Source organism: Azospira sp. APE16 (genome assembly GCF_047901315.1).
GTDB classification, from domain to species: Bacteria; Pseudomonadota; Gammaproteobacteria; order Burkholderiales; family Rhodocyclaceae; genus Azospira; species Azospira oryzae.
In genome coordinates this window covers 2,880,988-2,897,051 of record NZ_CP179682.1, presented here as the reverse complement: position 1 = coordinate 2,897,051, position 16,064 = coordinate 2,880,988, and the positions used below count along the sequence as shown (strand labels likewise).

Genomic DNA, 16,064 nt, shown 5'->3' with positions numbered 1-16,064 from the left:
GTGCAGGCTCAGTCGTCGGTGGTGCTGCGGGGCTGGCCGGGGGCGGTCGTGCTGGTGGTGCCCACCTGGGGCCGGGGCCCCAGGGGCAGCACCAGGGCCCGGCCCTGGCGGCGGATGCCGAGGAGGCCCATCTCCCGGTTGGGGATGCGGCCCAGAGCCAGGTTGAGATCGTGGATTTCCTTCACCGGCTGGCCGTCCAGGCTGTCGATCTCGTCTCCCGGGTCCAGCCCGTTCTGCTCGGCGATGCCCTGGACGGCGAGGATGCGCAGGCCGCCCTTGGCCGGCAGTTCCTGCAGCACCAGACCCAGGCTGCGGGCCGGGTCGTAGGCGGCCAGGTTGGTGGCGGGGCGCGGCACTTCCCGCTTTTCCCCCAGGACCACCCGCACGCTGCGGGACTGCTGCTGGCGCCACAGTTCCAGTTCCAGCCGGTCGCCGGGGGCCGCCGCGGCGAGGAAGCGGTGCAGGTCGCCGCCGTCGGCCAGGGGCCGGCCGGCGATGCCGATCACCAGGTCGCCGGCCTGCAGCCCGGCCTTTTCCGCCGGGGTGTCGGCATGGACCCGGGTCACCAGCACGCCCCGCTGCCGGCCCAGGGCCCGGGCCGCCGTTTCCGTCGCCTGCAGTTCGGCGCCGAGCCAGCCCCGCTTCACCTGGCCGTCCCGGATGAGGATGGCGGCCACCCGCCGGGCCTCTTCCACCGGGATGGCGAAGCCGATGTTGGTATAGCCGCCGGATCGGGAGAAGGACATGGAATTGATGCCCACCAGCCGGCCCTCGGCATCGAACAGGGGGCCGCCCGAATTGCCCGGGTTGATGGCCGCATCCGTTTGCAGGAAGGCCACGTGGGGATTGCTCGGCAGGAAGCGCCCGCTGGCGCTGACGATGCCGGCGCTGACGCTGTGGGCCAGGCCGAAGGGCGAGCCGACGGCGAAGACCGGGTCGCCGGGGCGCAGTTCCTTGCTGCTGCCCAGGGGCACCGGCGGCGCCAGGGGGGCGGCGGTCTTCAGCACGGCGATGTCGGTGGTGTCGTCGCTGCCCACCACCTTGGCCTCCACCTCCTGGCCGTTGGGGGCGATCACCAGGATCTGCCGGGCGCGGCGCACCACATGGGCGTTGGTCAGGAGATGGCCCTGGGAATCGAAGACGAAACCGGAGCCGGTGCCGTCCGGCACCGGCAGGCCCGGCGCGGTGTTGGCGGCGGCGACGGCGGCAACGCCCTCGCTGCGGCGGACGCGGATCTGCACCACGGAGGGCAGCCGCTCGGCAACCCGCATGGCCAGGCCACTCTGGCCGGCCGTGCCCGGGGATGGGCTCGGGGCGGCGCTCTGGGGCTGGCCTGGCGTAAGGACGGCGTCCCCGTTGGCGGCGGCGGATGCCATGGCGAAGAAGGCCAGCCAGAGGGCGTGGCGGAGGGGGGCGGTGTGGGTCATGACGGTGTTCCTGGCGGGGTAGGGCAGCTTAAAGGGTCTGCAGGAAGGCGGCCAGGGCCTCCACGTCGGCCTCGTTCAGTTCCAGCTTGCGGATCAGGGGCGACAGGGGCGGGGCGTAGGGGTCGCCGGCGGCCACGGCCTTGGCCGTGGGGTTGCCCATGGCGTTGCCGTACATGCGCAGCAGACCCTTCAGGTCGGGGAAGACGCCGTTGTGCATCCACGGCCCGGCCTGGGCCACGCCCCGCAGGCTGGGGGTGCGGAAGGCACCCAGGTCGGCCTTCTCCCGGGTTACCTCGAAACGGCCCAGGTCCTGGTTGCGGCGGCCGTAGTAGGAGAGGCCGATGTGGTGGAAACCGTGGTCGGTGAGCAGGGGACCGTTGTGGCAGTTCATGCAGCGGGCCTGGGTGCGGAACAGGTGCAGGCCCTGCAGCTCCTTGTCGGAAAGGGCGTCCCTGCGCCCGGCCAGGAAACGGTCGAAGGCCGTGGCCGGCGGGCGCAGGCTGCGCACGAAGTCGGCCAGGGCCCAGGCCAGCTGGGCCTCATCCAGGGCGGGGGCGGCGAAGGCGGCCTGGATCAGGCTGCGGTGCTCCTCCAGGCCGTTGACCCTGGCCACGGCGGCGGCGATGGGGTGGTTCATCTCCACCGGGTTGGCGATGGGGCCGAGCACCTGGGCTTCCAGGCTGTCCACCCGGCCGTCCCAGAACAGCTTGGTGGCGAAGGGGGCGGCGAAGAGGGGCGGGGTGCGGCGGCGGCCCATGAGCTGGTCCTCGCCCACGGCCAGGGGCTTGCCGTCGGTGAAGGATTTTTCCGGCTGGTGGCAGGAGGCGCAGGAAACCTGGCCCTTGGCGGAGAGGCGGGGATCGAAGAAAAGGGCCCGGCCCAGGGCTACCCGGGCGGCCTGGCGGGGGCTTGCGGCGGGCGCCACGGCGGGCACCGGCGCCATTTCCTGCCAGGTCACGCTCGCATCCACCTGGGGCTTGGGCCAGCTACCGGGGGCGCCCTGGTAGAGGCGGCGCAGGCAGGCGTTGTCCCAGGCGCCGTTGCTGCGGCAGGCGATGTCGGGGGCGGCGGCCAGGGCCGGGCCGGCCGCCAGCAGCAGGGAGAGGAGGAGGGGCTTGGAAAACGGTGTGACGTTCATGGCGGGCCTCAGAAGCGGTAACCCAGTTCCAGCCAGAACTGGCGGCCGGTTTCGTACTGGGGGATGTTGTTGACCGGCTCCAGCTGCATGGAGCGGTTGAGCACGTTGTCGATGCGCAGGTTGGCGAAGATGCTCTGGGTGCCGGTGACCTTCCTGCTCCAGCCGATGTTCATGTCCCAGCTGAGGGTGCCCGGGTACTGGCGGGACTGCCACACCGCATAGCTCTCGCCGTTGATGGTCTGGGTGGTGCCCGTATTCACCACCGCCTTGTAGCCGCTCTTGAGGCGGAAGAAGTTGGTGATGGTCAGGTTCCACGCCGGCAGGCTGGACAGGGTGGTCAGGCGCAGGGTCTTGGGCCGGTTGTAGTTGTCGGCGGGACGGTCCACATAGCGCACCAGCTGGCCGTTGTAGAGGATGTACTTGTCCATGTCGGTGAGGCTGATGGAGGTGTCGATGTCGGTGTGGGACTTCTTGATCTCCGTGATGTCGAGGCCGAATTCCCACTGATGGGTGGTGCCCGCCAGCTTCCACGGCGTCGTTGAGCGCAGCAGCAGGGTGGTGATGTTGGTCTCGTTGTGGCCGTCGTTGGTGTAGGCGTAGTAGTTCTTGTTGGTGCTGCTGTTCTTCAGGGTGCGCAGGGTGACCTGGTCCTTGCCTTCCCGGTTGATGAACTTCAGCTCCGCCAGCCAGCCGTCGAAGCGCTGGGAAAGGCCCAGCATTTTCTCGTCGTCGAAGGGAATGTCGATTTCGTTGAAGCGGTTGACGATGGCACTGCTGGGCGCGCTGTACACCCAGTCGGTGATCTTGCCGGCGGTGATGGTGCGGGACTCGGTGATCTTCAGGGCCTCCCGGCCTTCCCGCAGGCGGTAGCCGAAGAAGGAGCGCCCGTAGTAGCGGTTCTGGCCCAGGATGACGTTGGTGCGGTTGTCCCCCAGCACGTCCAGGTTGAGGGAGAAGCGGGGCGCCAGGGTGGCCTTGTCCATGTAGTCGTCCCAGTCGCCGCGCAGACCGAAGCGGGTACGCAGGCGCTTCCAGCTGACGTCGTCCTCCAGGAAGTAGCCGAACTTGTTGGTGGACAGGGCGATCTCGCCGGTCCGGTACACGTCCCGCTTGTTGAAGTACTGGCCCTTGCCGGAAAAGCCGGTGTAGCTCACCGCCCCCAGGGAGCAGGCGTCGCTGTCGCTGCCGCCGCTGGCCAGGGCGCAGGTGGTGGTGGCCTTGGCATTGGCCGGCAGGTAGACATAGTGGTCGTTGAGGCGGGCATAGCGGGCCTCCTCCGCCTCGAATTCGGCACCGGCCATGAAGCGGTGGGCCGTGGGCCCCAGGGCCAGGGCGATGGATTCGAAGCGGGCCTGCAGGGAGGCGGCCTCGGAGGTCTGGTCCACATTGCCCCAGGAGCCTTCCACTTCGGTGGTGGCGGTGGGGGAGGGATTCCAGTTCTTGTCGGTGGAGGGGCGCCAGGACTTCTGGTAGTTGGTCTCGCTGCGGCGGGAGCTGTCGGCCGTGGTGTAGCCGGCCTGGACGAACCACTTGCCGGTCGTCATGCGGTGCTCCAGGGCCGCCTGCAGTTGCTGGCCGCCGGAGGTCAGGGTGAAGCCGGAATCCTTCTGGTTCTTGATGAAGTAGTGGTCCTCCCCCGGGGCGTCCACCACCGTCACCCGCAGCCGGGTGTCCGGCGAGATGTTGATGACGTTTTTCAGCCACAGGTTGTCGATCTGCCGGGTCTGGGTCTTGGCCGAGGCGTCCGTGGTGTTGCCGTTGCTGCTGTAGGCATGCAGGGGAATGTCGGAGGTACGGCGGCTGAAGGCGGCGGTGACGCCCCAGTTTTCCGTGAGGTGGCCGCTGACGTTGCCCTTGTAGAAGATCTTGCGGAACTTGGGTTGGGCCGTGTAATCGCTGGATTCCTGGAAGGACTGGTAGTCCTGCTCGTCCACGATCAGCTTGGTCCAGTTGCTGCTGGTGTACTGCACGCTCATGGCCCCGCTCAGTTCGGCGGTGGGGTCGCAGGTATCCACATTGACGACGCCGCCGTTGAAGCCGCCGTAGCGGGCAGAGACGTTGCTGTCGGCGATCTGCAGCTTGCAGATGAGGCTGGTGTCCAGGGCGATGCCCTGGGCGGCGCTGGGCGGGTTGGCGTAGTGGTTGGGGTTGTTGGAGGTGGGGTCGATGTCGTTGTTGATGCGGGCCCCGTCCACCTGGAACAGGTTCTGGTAGTACTTGGCGCCGTTGATGGAGATGTCCTGGGGCGCGATTTCCCCCTGGCGCTTGCTCTGCATGCGGGTCTCGCTGAACTGCACCCCCGGGTGCATCTTCAGCAGGCTGGTGGCGTCGCCGTTGCCGGCGGGGAAACTGCGGATCAGTTCCTCGTCAATGGTGCGGCCGCCGAGAAAGGGGTCCCGCTGGTCCACCACCTTCACTTCAGGCAAATGACGGTCCGCAGGGGCGGCGGGGAGGATGGGCGTCGCCGGCCGCGCCAGTGCCGGCAGGGCCTCCAGCAGCACCGTGTTGCTGCCGGTGCTGCGGTAGCCGATGCGGGTGCCGGCCAGCAGGCGTTCCAGGGCCTGCAGGGGCGGCAGGCTGCCGCTGACGGCGGCGGAGCGGCGGCCTTCCACCAGGGCCGGCGGGAAGCTGATCTGCAGGCGGGTCTGGCGGCCCAGCTCGATCAGGGCCGGCCCCAGAGCCTGGGCCGGAATGTCGAGGCGCACGGCAATGCCGGCGGCCGGCGCCTCCGCCGCCTGCAGCGGCAGGGCCGCCAGGGGCGAGAGCAGGGCCACGGCCAGGGCCAGGGGCCGCAGGCGGGGCAGAGGCACGGGGGAGGAGAGGGGATTCTGGGGGCGCATGATGACTCCGGAAAAATGGTTCTTTTCCGTAGGACGTCTGCCGGCCCGGTACACCCCACCCCCGGGCCGGAATTTTTTTCATCGCACCAGCAACAGCCCCGGCAGGCGGGTCACCTGCAGGCCGGCACCCCTGGCCAGCAGGCCGAGGGCGGCCTCGGGCCGGGCCGGGTCCACCGTGCCCGAGACCAGCTGCTGCCTTGCTTCCTGGCTCAGCAGCACTACCTTCTGCGGCAGGTAGCGCTGCAGCTGGCCGGCGGCCACGGCGAAGGGCTGGCGGTCGAAGGCCAGCATGCCGTCGCTCCAGGCATCGGCGCCGGCCGGAGCCCGGGCCGTTTCCAGGCCGCCGGGGCCCACCCGGACCATGTCCCCCGGCCCCAGCACCGCCTCCCGCGGGCCTTCCTGGCAATCGCCGCAATGCACGGCGACCCGGCTTTCGAGCACCGTCACCACGGTTTCGCCTTCCAGCTTTTCCACCTGATAGCGGGTGCCCAGGGCGGTGGCCCGGGTTTCGCCGACGGCGACGGAGAAGGGGGCGAAGCCTTCGCCCTGGGGCTGGCGCGCCACTTCGAAGAGGGCCCGGCCCCGCAGCAGCTCCACCTCCCGCCCTGCCTGGCCCAGGCGCACGCGCAGGGCGCTGCCCGATTCCAGGACCACCCGGGAGCCGTCGGCCAGCTCGATGCGGCGGTTGCCGCCCAGCTCCGCCAGGTGGTCGGCCCGGGCGGCGAGCCACCATTCCGGCAGCCAGGGCAGGCTGCCCAGGAGCAGGGCCAGGCTGACGGCGCCGGCCGCCGCGTGGCGGCGCCCCCGGGGCGGCTGCAGGCGTTGCCGCTGCACCTGGCCGAGGGTGCCCCAGAGGCGGCGGATCTGCTCGTAGGCCCGGGCGTTCTCCGCCGCAGCACCGTACCAGGCAGCGAAATCCGCCTCCGCCGCGGCATCGTAGTCGTCGGCCCCCTGGCGGGCGATCCAGCGGGAGGCCTGTTCCAGGGCGCGGGAGGGCGGTACGCTTGGCATCAGATTTCCTCCAGGATGGGCAGGCATTGCAGCAGCACCCGGGCGATGTGCTTTTCCACGGCGGAAGCGGAAATACCCAGGCGCTTTGCCGTTTCCGTGTAGGTGAGGCCTTCCAGCCGGTTGAGCACGAAGACCTCCACGGTGCGCGGGGGCAGGGCCCGGATGATGGCTTCCAGGCGCTCCAGGTTGCGCCGCTGCTGCACCGTCTCCAGGGTGTCGGGGCTGGCGGCCATGGGGTCGCCGCTGGCGGCGTAGTCGGCCTGCAGGCGCAGTTCCCGGCCGTTGCTGCGGTGCCAGTCCACAGCGATGTTGGCGGCGACGCGGAAGACGTAGCTGCGGCCGTTGTCCACCGCTTCCGCCGGGCGGGCCTTGCACAGCTTGAACCAGCAATCCTGGGCGCAGTCCTGGGCGGCGTGGCGGCAGCCGGTGCGCAGGGAGAGGAAATCCACGATCTCCCGGTAGTTTTCCAGGTAGATGCGGGAGAGCAGGGAATCGCTGGGGGGCATGTCAGGCCTCGGCCCGAAGGAAACGGTCGCGGAAAAGGAAGCCCTGCACCAGGTCGAAACCCAGGCGCCGGGCCAGCTTCAGGTCGTTGGCGGTCTCCACCCCCTCGAGCACGGTGCGCACGCCCAGGCTGCGGGCGGCGGGCAGGGTCCAGGAGAGGATGGCGGTGCGCCGCTCCCGTTCCGGCGAGTCGGCCAGCCAGGAGCGGTCAAACTTGAGGTAGGCGGAATCGTTGAGGGCGGCGAAGGAAATGAGGCCCCGGGAGGCGGCCAGGTCATCCATGGCCAGCAGGACGCCGTCGGCCTTCAGCTCTTCCACCAGTTGATGGGAGAGGGCCACGTCGCCCATGTCCAGGTTCTCGATGACTTCCACTACCAGCCGTTCTCGGTGCGGCAGGAAGAGATCGGTGAAGGCGTTGCGCCCGTTCGGGCCGTGGCCGGCGGCGAAGCTGTCGGGGTCCAGGTTGACGAACAGTAGGCCCTCCGGCGGCGCCAGGGAAAGCTGCAGGCGCTTGGTCTCCAGTTCGGTGTGGAAGAGCAGCAGGGGATCGTGGTGCAGGGCCTGGAAAACCAGGTCCGGCAGCAGGGGCGTGCCGTCGGCGGCGCTGAAGCGGGCCAGGGCCTCCCAGCCCAGGCTGTCGCCGCTGGCGGGACAGACCAGGGGTTGGTATTCGACGGCAAAACGGCGGGCGAGCAGGCATTCCAGCAGGGTGTGAGGGTGCATCGGACTACTGGCCTTCCCCTTCGGGGACGTACACCATGGAGCCGTCCTTCATGCGGTAGGCGACGCCGGCCTTGGCCCCCTCGCCCTGGCCGATGTTGCCGCTGGCCTTGTAGCGTTCGATCTTCTCGCCCTTCTTGATCACCATCTCCATGGTGGGCTTGCCCGGATCGGTGATGACCGTCACGTCCTGCTTGGAGAAGGGGTTGAGCACCGGGTTCTGGGCCACGGTGACGAGCAGGGCGGCGATGATGACGAGGAAAATGTCGATCAGGTTCACCACCGAGAGGATGGGATCCTCGGTCTCCGGTTCGTGCAGCAGCTTGAGGCTCATTGATGGGCCCTCCTGTCGCGGAGCGACATCCTCCCCGGGGGAGGGAGCGCGCTCCCTGAGGTCGGCCGTGCGTTCGCGCTCATGCCACGCCCCCCGCCCGCTGCCGCAGGGCTTCCACTTCCAGCAGCTCCTCCGCCAGCCAGCGGCGCCGCACATTGACGATCCAGTAGGTGATGGAGGCGGCGATGAGGGCCAGGATCACGGCGGAGAAGGCCACCATGAGGTTTTCCGAGACCTGGGCCAGGTTGCCGTCGGAGAGGGATTTCAAGGCCGGGCCCATGGGGATCATGGTGGCCACCAGGCCCAGCATGGGCGTCACCCGGCTGGCGATGCGCGGCGCCTCGAGCAGGGTGTGGGCGTACACGTCCAGCTCGTCGCCGTTGAGGTTGGGCGCCTCGCGGAAGCGGGCCAGCAGGGGCCGGCCGCCGCCGTTGCGGCGCTGCCAGGCCTGCAGGGCGAAATGGCCGAGCAGCCAGAAGGCGTAGAGGAAAAGCAGGGAGACCAGGGCCAGGGTGGGGAAGAGAAAGATCTGCCCCAACTGGTACATGGACATTTCGACGAGCTGTTGCATGGAGAACTCCTGGGCCGCCCCGGTCGCCGGGGCGGCGCTTGGCATGGGGTTACAGGCGGGTGGCGTAGTACTCGACCACCCGTTGCAGGTCCAGGGGGAAGGGGGCAGCGTCGCCGTCCGGCAGGTGGCTGAGGCGGGCCGTCAGGCTGGCTTCCTCGAAGGCGATCCACTCGGGCCGCTCCAGGGCCGGTTCCGCCAGGGAGGCCTTGATGGCCAGCAGGTTGCGGCTCTTTTCCACCGGCCCGAAGGCGTCGCCGGCCTTGACCCGGATCGAGGGAATGGTGGCGCGGCGGCCGTTGAGGGCGATGTGGCCGTGGCTCACCAGCTGGCGGGCGGCGGGAATGGTGGGGGCCAGGCCGGCGCGGAAGACCAGGTTGTCCAGGCGACGCTCCAGCAGTTCGACAATCTTGTTGCCGGTGGCGCCCTGGTCCCGGCGGGCATCCTTGACGATGCGCCGCAGCTGGGTTTCGGAGACGCCGTAGTTGAAGCGCAGCTTCTGCTTTTCCATGAGCTGCAGGCCGAATTCGGACTTGCGCCCGGCGACCTTGCGGGCGCCGTGCTGGCCCGGCGGCTGCTCGCGCTCGCCGCGGGTCTTGCGGGAGAGGCCGGGCAGCTCGGTGCCCAGGGCGCGCATGATCTTGAGACGGGGGCCGGTGTGACGGGACATGGGAGAACTCCTGTTGCTTTGGGGTTAGTGGGTGACGGCGCCGGGGGCGACCAGGGGGTAGAAATCGACGGGGATGGAGGCCGGGTGGCAATCCACCGCCTCCCAGCCCTGCAGCACTTCCTGCAGGGCGCTCTTGAGGTAGGGGTTGAGGTCGGCCTGGGCCGCCAGGCCCCGCAGATGGGCCCGCAGGGCCTCGGTCTTGTTGGGAGTGGCGCCGCGCAGGGCGGAGGAGGAGAGCAGGTGCACCACGGCGGCGAGCCGCAGGTCGACGGGCATTTCCGGAATATCCATGGACATGTCAGAGGCTCCTGGAAGGGGTGGAAGTGGAAAGGGGACGGCGGCCCTGCTCGCGGCGGGCCTGCCAGGCGCCGCCGCCGAGGGCGGCCAGCAGAAGCAGCAGGGATGCGGCCAGCAGGGGCGGGGTGGCGGGCAGGGGCTTGTTTTCTATCTTCTCCAGCTGCATGCCCTGAATCACGGGCGGGGCGGGCGTCTCCGGCGGGGGAGGCGTCTCGGCCAGCTGCGATGCGCTTTGCGGCCGGGTCGGTGCGGGGGCCGCGGCCGGGGTCTGCAGACCGTAGCCGGCAAACTTCGCGAAGGCGGCGTTGTCCGTGCGCACGTCGTGCTTGGCGGCCAGCTCCCGGTAGCGCTGCTTCAGTTCGTCCACGGTGGCGGCATCGGCCTGCCAGTAGCCCTGGCGGGCCGCTTCCAGCATGCGTTCGATGGTCTGGGCCAGGGCGTGGGGGTTTTCCTTCTCGAACCAGTCCTTCACTCCCAGGCGGTGCTTGTCGCGCACGTAGACGTCCACGAACTCCTGCCACTGGTCGTCCCGCACCACTTCCCGGGCGGTGGCGTTCCAGCCCCAGAAGTTGTTCACGCTGTCCAGCACCTGCAGGGTGCCGGCATAGCCTTCCTGCATCAGGCCCTGGATGTAGCCCGGGTGGAAATTGCGGGTGGCCAGTTCCTTGGCCAGGAACTGGGCGGCGCCCTCCACCTTGCCGCCGCCGGGACCAGTGCTGCGCAGGTTGGAGATGTAGAGCTGGGGCGCCTTGCCGTCCAGGTGGCGCACCGCCAGGGCGATGCCCCCCAGGTACTGGAAGGGATCGTCCGTGGTGAGCATGCCGTAGAGGTTGGAAGAGCGGGAAAGCACGGCGCCCTCGGTGCCTTTCAACTGCTCGGCGTAGAGGTTGAGGCCGGCCAGGGCCTTGCCCTTGCCGTCCTTGGCCCCGGCCTGTCCCCATTCCGCCTCGTCCGGGCCGTAGCCGAACTGCATGCGGGAAAGATAGAGCTGGGCCAGCTTGCGGTCGCCCTCGGCCTTGCCTTTCCAGGTGTCCGTGGCCAGCACGGCGTCGTCCAGGCCGGTGCCGTACTTGCCCGACTCGGAGGAGAAGAGGCGGGTTTGGCCGGCCCGCTTGGCGGCTTCCGCCGGCACGCCGCGCTTGACGAGATCGGCGGCGATGCGGCGGGCGTTGGCGGCCACCGGGTTGTCCGCCTCCTCGGCCTCGGCCGCCAGGCGCACCGCTTCCACCAACTGCTTCATGGCGTTGGGGAAATGATCCCGGTAGAGGCCGGTGGCGGAGAGCACCACATCCACCCGGGGCCGGCCCAGGGCTTCCCGGGAGACCAGCCTGACGCCGCCGACCCGGCCGCCGGAATCCCACACCGGCTCCACCCCCAGGGCCCACAGGGCCTGGGCTTCCAGGATGCCCTGGTGGCGCATGGTTTCCACCGACCAGAGGGAGAAGGTGAGCTTGGCGGGCTGCTTGCCGGTCTGTTTGCGGTGCTCGGCCAGCAGGGCCTCCAGGGCTTCCTTGCCGGCGGCCCAGGCCTGGGGCGTGGGGATGCGGGACGGGTCGAAGCCGTAGAGGTTGCGCCCGGTGGGCAGGGCCTCCGGATTCTTCATCGGGTCGCCGCCGTAGGAGGTGGGAATGTAGCGCCCGGCCAGGCCCTGCAGCAGGGCCGCCTGCTCGTTGCCTGCACCCAGGTCGGCGTACCAGCGGCGGGCCTGGGCCACGGTTTCGGCCAGGGCGGCGGGGGGCGCCGCCTGGGGCTGCTCCACCAGGTAACGCTTGAGCAGGCGATAGGGCGCTGCTTCGGTGAGCTTGCGGTAGTCGCCCACCAGGGTCTCGTCCGCCTCCTCGCCGGGGGCGGCGTGGGCTTCCCAGAAGGGCTTGCCCAGCATCAGCAGCACCGTGCCCAGGCGATGCACTTCCGCCGGCGCCCGGCCGAAGGTGTGCAGGCCCAGGGGCTGGGCAGTGCGGGCCAGTTCGTGCAGGTGGTCGTGCAGCTGTTCGACGAAGGCGGGGAATTCCTGCTGCAGGCGCGCTTCGTCCCAAGCCAGGTCCTTGTCGATACGCTCTTTCCTGGCCTGGGCCAGCAGGTCGGCCTTGAGCTTTTCCTTCACCGCCCCCTCGTCCTGGGCCAGCCAGGTGTGCAGGGTGTCGTGCAGGCGGGTGAGGGCCTCGTGCAGGCCGGCGGGGACGAAGGGCGGGGTCTGGTGGCTGATGATGGTGGCCCGGCCCCGGCGCTTGGCCTGGAGGGATTCGCCGATGTTGTCCACGATGTAGGGGTAGAGCACGGGGGTGTCGCCCACCGCCAGCATGGGGGCGTCGCTCACCGCCAGGCCCCGCTCCTTGCCCGGCAGCCATTCCTGGGTGCCGTGGGTGCCGTAGTGGATGAGGGCGTCGGCGCCGAAGCCGCTGCCGGTGGCGCCGCTCTTGGCGCCGCTTTTTTCACCCTCTCCCTGGCGTTCCCGCAGCCACAGGTAGGCGGCCAGGTAGAAGTGGGAGGGCAGGGCCTTGGTGGAGTGGTAGAGGGCCTTTTCCTTCTCTTCCCACTTTTCGCCCCGGGGCGGCTGGGGCATGAACACCACATTGCCCAGCTTGAGGCGGGGCACGATGAACCAGGCCTGGCCGTCCTGGCGCAGCACCATGGCGGATTTTTCCGGCTCGCCCCAGCGTTCCTGCAGGCTGCGCCGCACCGCTTCCGGCTGGGTCGCCAGCCAGCGCTTGTAGACGGCCACCGGCAGGCGTTCGGCCAGGTCGTCCCGCAGCAGGCCCGGCAGTTCGCCGTCCCGGTAATAGGGGGCCAGCAGGCGCTGCAGCAGGGTGGTGAGGGGCTTCTCCGCCACTTCCTCGGTGCGGTAGCCGGCGGCCTTGAGGGCCTGCAGGGTGGCTTCCAGGCTGCGGGGCAGGTTGAGGTAGGAGGCGGAGAGGTTCTTTTCCCCCGGCGGGTAGTTCCAGAACAGCACGCCGACCTTCTTCTCGGCGTTGGCCTTGCGCTGCAGGGCCACCAGCTTCAGGGCCTTGTTCACCACTGCCGATGCCTGGGCGGGAATGCTCACCACCTGGTCGTCGTGCTTGCGGGTGGCGGCGGCGATCTGGATGTCGGTGACGCCGGCGTATTCGGCCTGGGCCAGGTAGAAGGGCACGTCCATGAGGGCGATGCCCTGGGGATCGGCGGCCCAGTCGGCGGCGTCGCCCTTGCGGTAGGGCATGGCCTGGACCACCGGGATGCCCAGGTCGGCAAACTCGCTGCGCCGCCCTTCCGGGTTGAGCATGATCTGGGTGTTGATGAGGGCGTCGGCCACGTTGCGCTCCCCCACCCGCACCAGGCGGCGCACCGCCATGGGGTCCATGACCGGGCTGTAGAAGGGCAGGGCCACGGCGCCGGCGGCCTCGATGCGTTCGATAAGGTCGTCGATGAAGGCGGTCTGCTCGGCGGCGATGTACTGCTGGTGCAGGGCGATGGCCACCACCGGCGGGCGCTTCGCACCGGCCGTATCGACGCCCTTCCAGGCCAGGTAGGCGGCGGCGTCGGCGAACACCAGGCCGGGGGCCTTGGGGTGATAGACGGCGCTCTTGGGGAAGACGATGGGTTCCGGGATGCCCTGGAGGGAACGGCCCCCCAGATGGGCGGCCAGGGTGCGGAAGAAATTCTCGAAATTGGGCCGGCTGCCGTTCACGTAGTAGGCGTGCAGGCTGCGGGCCAGGGGCTCGGGCAGGCCGGCCCAGGCGGGCTTGCCTTCGTGCAGCCACAGATGGGGCGCCTTGAGACCGGGCAGGGCGGTGGCCAGGCGGGCCTGGACGAAGTCCCGCAGGTGGTCCCGCGGGGCATCGAAAAAGACGGCGCGGTAGCCCTGGAACAGGCGGGCATCCACGTCCGTGGGCAGCTTCTCGGCAAAGCGGGATTCCAGCCGCAGGCCCTGCCTGGCGGCCAGGTCGGCCAGCAGGCGGAACTTGCCGGGCTGGATGGGGGCGGTGCTGACGAAGAGGATGGCAGGAGCCTGCGCCGCGCCCTGGGCGGTGTTCCCGGCAGCCGGGGCCGCCTGCCCGGCGGCAGCGTGGAGTAGGGCCGGCAGGAGCAGCAGGGCGCGGAGCAGGTACGTCATCTTAGAAGTCCGCCTGCAGGGAGAGGCTGACGTTGCGGCCGGGCTGGGTGAAGAAGCTGGGGCCCGGATCGGTGCTCAGCAGCCCCGCATGGCGCACGTCGCTCCACAGGGTGTATTGCTTGTCGAAGACGTTGTTCACCGCGGCGGTGAGGCGGAAGCGCTTGTCCACCTGCCACCAGGTGGACACATCCATGACGCCGTAGCCGGCGGGCTTGTAGTAGTCGGTGTCGGCGTCGTTGATGCGCTCCTTGGCGGCGGCCAGGCGCAGGCGGGTCTCGCCGCCCCACTGGCCCTTGTCCCAGAGGAAGGAGAGGACGGCGCGCAGGGGCTCGATGCTGTTGAGCGGGCGGTTGTTCTGCTCGTCGTCGCCCCGGGCCGTGGCGATGCTGCCCTGGAAGGCGTAGCCGCCGGCGAAGAGCCAGCTGCCCCGCACTTCGGCGCCCTGGATGCGGACCTTGGACAGGTTCAGCTTCTGGTAGGCGCTGCGGGTGCCGCCGGGGCAGGTGAAGGGGGCGGCGGTGTCGTTACACACCCGCACCTGTTCGATGAAGTCGTCGTAGCGGTTGTCGTACACCGCCACCTTGATGTCGCCGCCCAGGGCCTTGAGGCGGGTACCCAGTTCCAGGCCGGTGCTCTTTTCCGCCTTGAGGTTGCCGTTGGGCAGGGTGGTGTAGCCCTGGGCCGAGTTGTAGAAAAGGCCGTTCACCTCCTCGTAGTTGGGGGCCCGGAAGCCACGCACCAGCTGGCCGTAGAGAGCCACCGCCGGGCTTGCCTGCCACAGGGCGCCGATCTTGGGGGAGACGGCGGAGTGGTTTTGGCTGGCGGAGTTGAGGGTGACGGCGCTGCCGCCGCTGCCTGCTACCTTGCTCATGCCGTCGGGCCGCAGCTTGACCTCGTCGTAGCGCACCCCGGGGGTGAGCAGGAACTTGCCGTCCATGAAGGACAGCTCGTCCTGGACGAAGAGGCCCAGGTTGGTGGATTCGCCGGGGGCGAAGTCCTTCAGGGGATAGGTGTCGCCGGCCAGGGTCTTGCCGGTGGTGCCGGTGGTCAGGTTGTGCACCGTGTAGTCCCGCAGTTCCTCGGTGCGGGTCTGGCGCCAGTCGGCGCCGTAGGCCAGGGAGTGGCTGACGGCGCCGGTCTGGAAGTAGCTGTCCAGCTGCAGGTTGAGGCCGTCGGTCTTCTGGTTGAACATGAAGTTCATGTCCACCAGGCAGTTGTTGCCGGCGCCGGAGGAGGCGGAGCAGCTGGCGCTGGTGTTGCTGCGTCGCTGCATGGTGTAGGTCTTGGAATCCGCCTCCTGGTGGTAGAACTTGAGGGCCAGGCGGTCGAACCAGCGGTCCGTGGGCTTCCATTCCCAGTCGATGCCGTAGCGTTCCCGCTTGGTGTTCTCGTCGCCGTAGGTCTGGGTCACCTTGGGCACGCCGCTGGAGAGGCGCAGGGAATCCACGTGGTTGTCCTGCTCCCGGTTCTCGTAGGTGAGGCCGATGCGGTGGCCGGTGGCGGGCTTGAGGATGATCTTGGCCAGGACGGAATCGGACTTGGTGTCCTGGGGATTGGGCTGCTCCCGGTTGTAGCCGGTGCCACCCACATTGCCCTTGTTGTCCAGCTCCTTGCCGTTGCGTTGGCTGTAGGCCAGCAGGCCTTCCACCAGGTCGTTGCCGCCGGCGGCATAGACGGTGTTCTGGAAGCTGTGGTCGGCCTGGCGCCAGGTGCCCTTGTAGCGCATGGCGCTGCTGCGGCCCTGCAGCAGGTCCTGGGGGTCCAGGGTGAGGTAGCCGACGACGCCGCCGAGGGCGTCGGAGCCGTAGAGGCTGGAGGCGGGGCCGCGCAGGATCTCGGCCCGCTTGAGGAAGTCCATCTCCGGGCCGTCCGGCATGGAGGCGGTGATGTTGGAGGGGCCGCCGCCGTAGTAGTAGTCGGGCAGGCGCACGCCGTCCACCTGCTGCAGCACCCGGATGCCTTCGATGCCGCGGATGTTCACCGCGGCGCTGCCGTAGCGGCGCAGGTCCCGGGAGATGACCACGTCGGCCTCGTTTTCCATCAGCGCCGCCTCGTCGTGGGGCATGCGCCGGTCCAGGGTCTTGCGGTCGATGCTGGTGATGGTAGCGGGGATGAGGTCCGGGTCCGCCTCCTGGCGGGTGGCGGTGACCACCACTTCCTTCAGTTCGGACGTCTGGGCTTGTGCCTGGGCCTGGCTGGCGCCAAGGGCGAGGACGGCGGGGGCGATGGCGGCGACGAGGGCCGCCAGGGGGCGCAGGGGTACTGAATGGGCGGACGCGGGACGTCCCCCGGCGGGGCGGGAAGCAAGGCGCATGATCTCTCCTGATCTTGATGCGTGGCTTGCTGCCCGGCATGAAAGCCTACCGGTGGCTGGCTACGTGTTGTCGTGGGTGGTACGGAAAAACGGGTCGGGCATCCGCCGCTGCCGCCGGGGGCTCTTCGCTTCGAGGAAAAGGGAGGCGCCA

Annotated in this window: 12 protein-coding genes; all 12 read right to left on the bottom strand. The window is 69.4% G+C overall.

Going from position 1 to position 16,064, the window contains the following annotated elements:
- Positions 1-8: 8 nt before the first annotated feature.
- On the bottom strand, positions 9-1,427 hold the full coding sequence (locus ACLSSQ_RS13825; protein WP_416243025.1) for a trypsin-like peptidase domain-containing protein: 1,419 nt from the start codon (positions 1,425-1,427) through the stop codon (positions 9-11).
- A gap of 28 nt (positions 1,428-1,455) precedes the next feature.
- Positions 1,456-2,565: a cytochrome-c peroxidase gene (locus ACLSSQ_RS13820; RefSeq protein ID WP_416243024.1), complete on the bottom strand. Its 1,110-nt coding sequence runs from the start codon at positions 2,563-2,565 to the stop codon at positions 1,456-1,458.
- 8 nt (positions 2,566-2,573) lie between these two features.
- Complete coding sequence (locus ACLSSQ_RS13815; protein WP_416243023.1) at positions 2,574-5,405, bottom strand: secretin and TonB N-terminal domain-containing protein; 2,832 nt, start codon at positions 5,403-5,405, stop codon at positions 2,574-2,576.
- Between the two features lie 78 nt (positions 5,406-5,483).
- A complete protein-coding gene (locus ACLSSQ_RS13810) occupies positions 5,484-6,416 on the bottom strand; it encodes a FecR family protein (RefSeq protein WP_416243022.1) in 933 nt (310 codons plus the stop codon).
- A complete protein-coding gene (locus ACLSSQ_RS13805; protein ID WP_416243021.1) occupies positions 6,416-6,922 on the bottom strand; it encodes an RNA polymerase sigma factor in 507 nt (168 codons plus the stop codon). The genes ACLSSQ_RS13810 and ACLSSQ_RS13805 overlap by 1 nt, the downstream gene beginning before the upstream one ends.
- A 1-nt stretch (position 6,923) precedes the next feature.
- Complete coding sequence (locus ACLSSQ_RS13800; protein WP_416243020.1) at positions 6,924-7,643, bottom strand: EAL domain-containing protein; 720 nt, start codon at positions 7,641-7,643, stop codon at positions 6,924-6,926.
- 4 nt (positions 7,644-7,647) lie between these two features.
- On the bottom strand, positions 7,648-7,974 hold the full coding sequence (locus tag ACLSSQ_RS13795) for a DUF2149 domain-containing protein (RefSeq protein WP_014236761.1): 327 nt from the start codon (positions 7,972-7,974) through the stop codon (positions 7,648-7,650).
- A gap of 79 nt (positions 7,975-8,053) precedes the next feature.
- On the bottom strand, positions 8,054-8,545 hold the full coding sequence (locus tag ACLSSQ_RS13790) for a MotA/TolQ/ExbB proton channel family protein (protein ID WP_287874233.1): 492 nt from the start codon (positions 8,543-8,545) through the stop codon (positions 8,054-8,056).
- Positions 8,546-8,594: 49 nt separating this feature from the next.
- Positions 8,595-9,212: a 30S ribosomal protein S4 gene (gene rpsD / locus ACLSSQ_RS13785; RefSeq protein WP_416243019.1), complete on the bottom strand. Its 618-nt coding sequence runs from the start codon at positions 9,210-9,212 to the stop codon at positions 8,595-8,597.
- A 24-nt stretch (positions 9,213-9,236) separates the two neighbouring features.
- A complete protein-coding gene (locus ACLSSQ_RS13780; protein WP_416243018.1) occupies positions 9,237-9,509 on the bottom strand; it encodes a hypothetical protein in 273 nt (90 codons plus the stop codon).
- Position 9,510: 1 nt separating this feature from the next.
- Positions 9,511-13,599, bottom strand: coding sequence for a cobaltochelatase subunit CobN (gene cobN, locus ACLSSQ_RS13775; RefSeq protein ID WP_416243017.1), 4,089 nt, complete (start codon positions 13,597-13,599; stop codon positions 9,511-9,513).
- Position 13,600: 1 nt separating this feature from the next.
- Entirely contained in the window at positions 13,601-15,913 is a 2,313-nt protein-coding gene (locus tag ACLSSQ_RS13770) for a TonB-dependent hemoglobin/transferrin/lactoferrin family receptor (protein WP_416243016.1), read from the bottom strand.
- Between the last annotated feature and the right edge of the window lie 151 nt (positions 15,914-16,064).

Bases quoted from the DNA above. Each gene is read 5' to 3' on its own strand.
- ACLSSQ_RS13820 (WP_416243024.1), bottom strand. From the start codon at position 2,565: ATGAACGTCACACCGTTTTCCAAGCCCCTCCTCCTCTCCCTGCTGCTG.
- rpsD (WP_416243019.1), bottom strand. From the start codon at position 9,212: ATGTCCCGTCACACCGGCCCCCGTCTCAAGATCATGCGCGCCCTGGGC.
- ACLSSQ_RS13780 (WP_416243018.1), bottom strand. From the start codon at position 9,509: ATGTCCATGGATATTCCGGAAATGCCCGTCGACCTGCGGCTCGCCGCC.
- ACLSSQ_RS13805 (WP_416243021.1), bottom strand. From the start codon at position 6,922: ATGCCCCCCAGCGATTCCCTGCTCTCCCGCATCTACCTGGAAAACTAC.
- ACLSSQ_RS13825 (WP_416243025.1), bottom strand. From the start codon at position 1,427: ATGACCCACACCGCCCCCCTCCGCCACGCCCTCTGGCTGGCCTTCTTC.
- ACLSSQ_RS13810 (WP_416243022.1), bottom strand. From the start codon at position 6,416: ATGCCAAGCGTACCGCCCTCCCGCGCCCTGGAACAGGCCTCCCGCTGG.
- ACLSSQ_RS13815 (WP_416243023.1), bottom strand. From the start codon at position 5,405: ATGCGCCCCCAGAATCCCCTCTCCTCCCCCGTGCCTCTGCCCCGCCTG.
- ACLSSQ_RS13770 (WP_416243016.1), bottom strand. From the start codon at position 15,913: ATGCGCCTTGCTTCCCGCCCCGCCGGGGGACGTCCCGCGTCCGCCCAT.
- ACLSSQ_RS13800 (WP_416243020.1), bottom strand. From the start codon at position 7,643: ATGCACCCTCACACCCTGCTGGAATGCCTGCTCGCCCGCCGTTTTGCC.
- ACLSSQ_RS13790 (WP_287874233.1), bottom strand. From the start codon at position 8,545: ATGCAACAGCTCGTCGAAATGTCCATGTACCAGTTGGGGCAGATCTTT.
- cobN (WP_416243017.1), bottom strand. From the start codon at position 13,599: ATGACGTACCTGCTCCGCGCCCTGCTGCTCCTGCCGGCCCTACTCCAC.
- ACLSSQ_RS13795 (WP_014236761.1), bottom strand. From the start codon at position 7,974: ATGAGCCTCAAGCTGCTGCACGAACCGGAGACCGAGGATCCCATCCTC.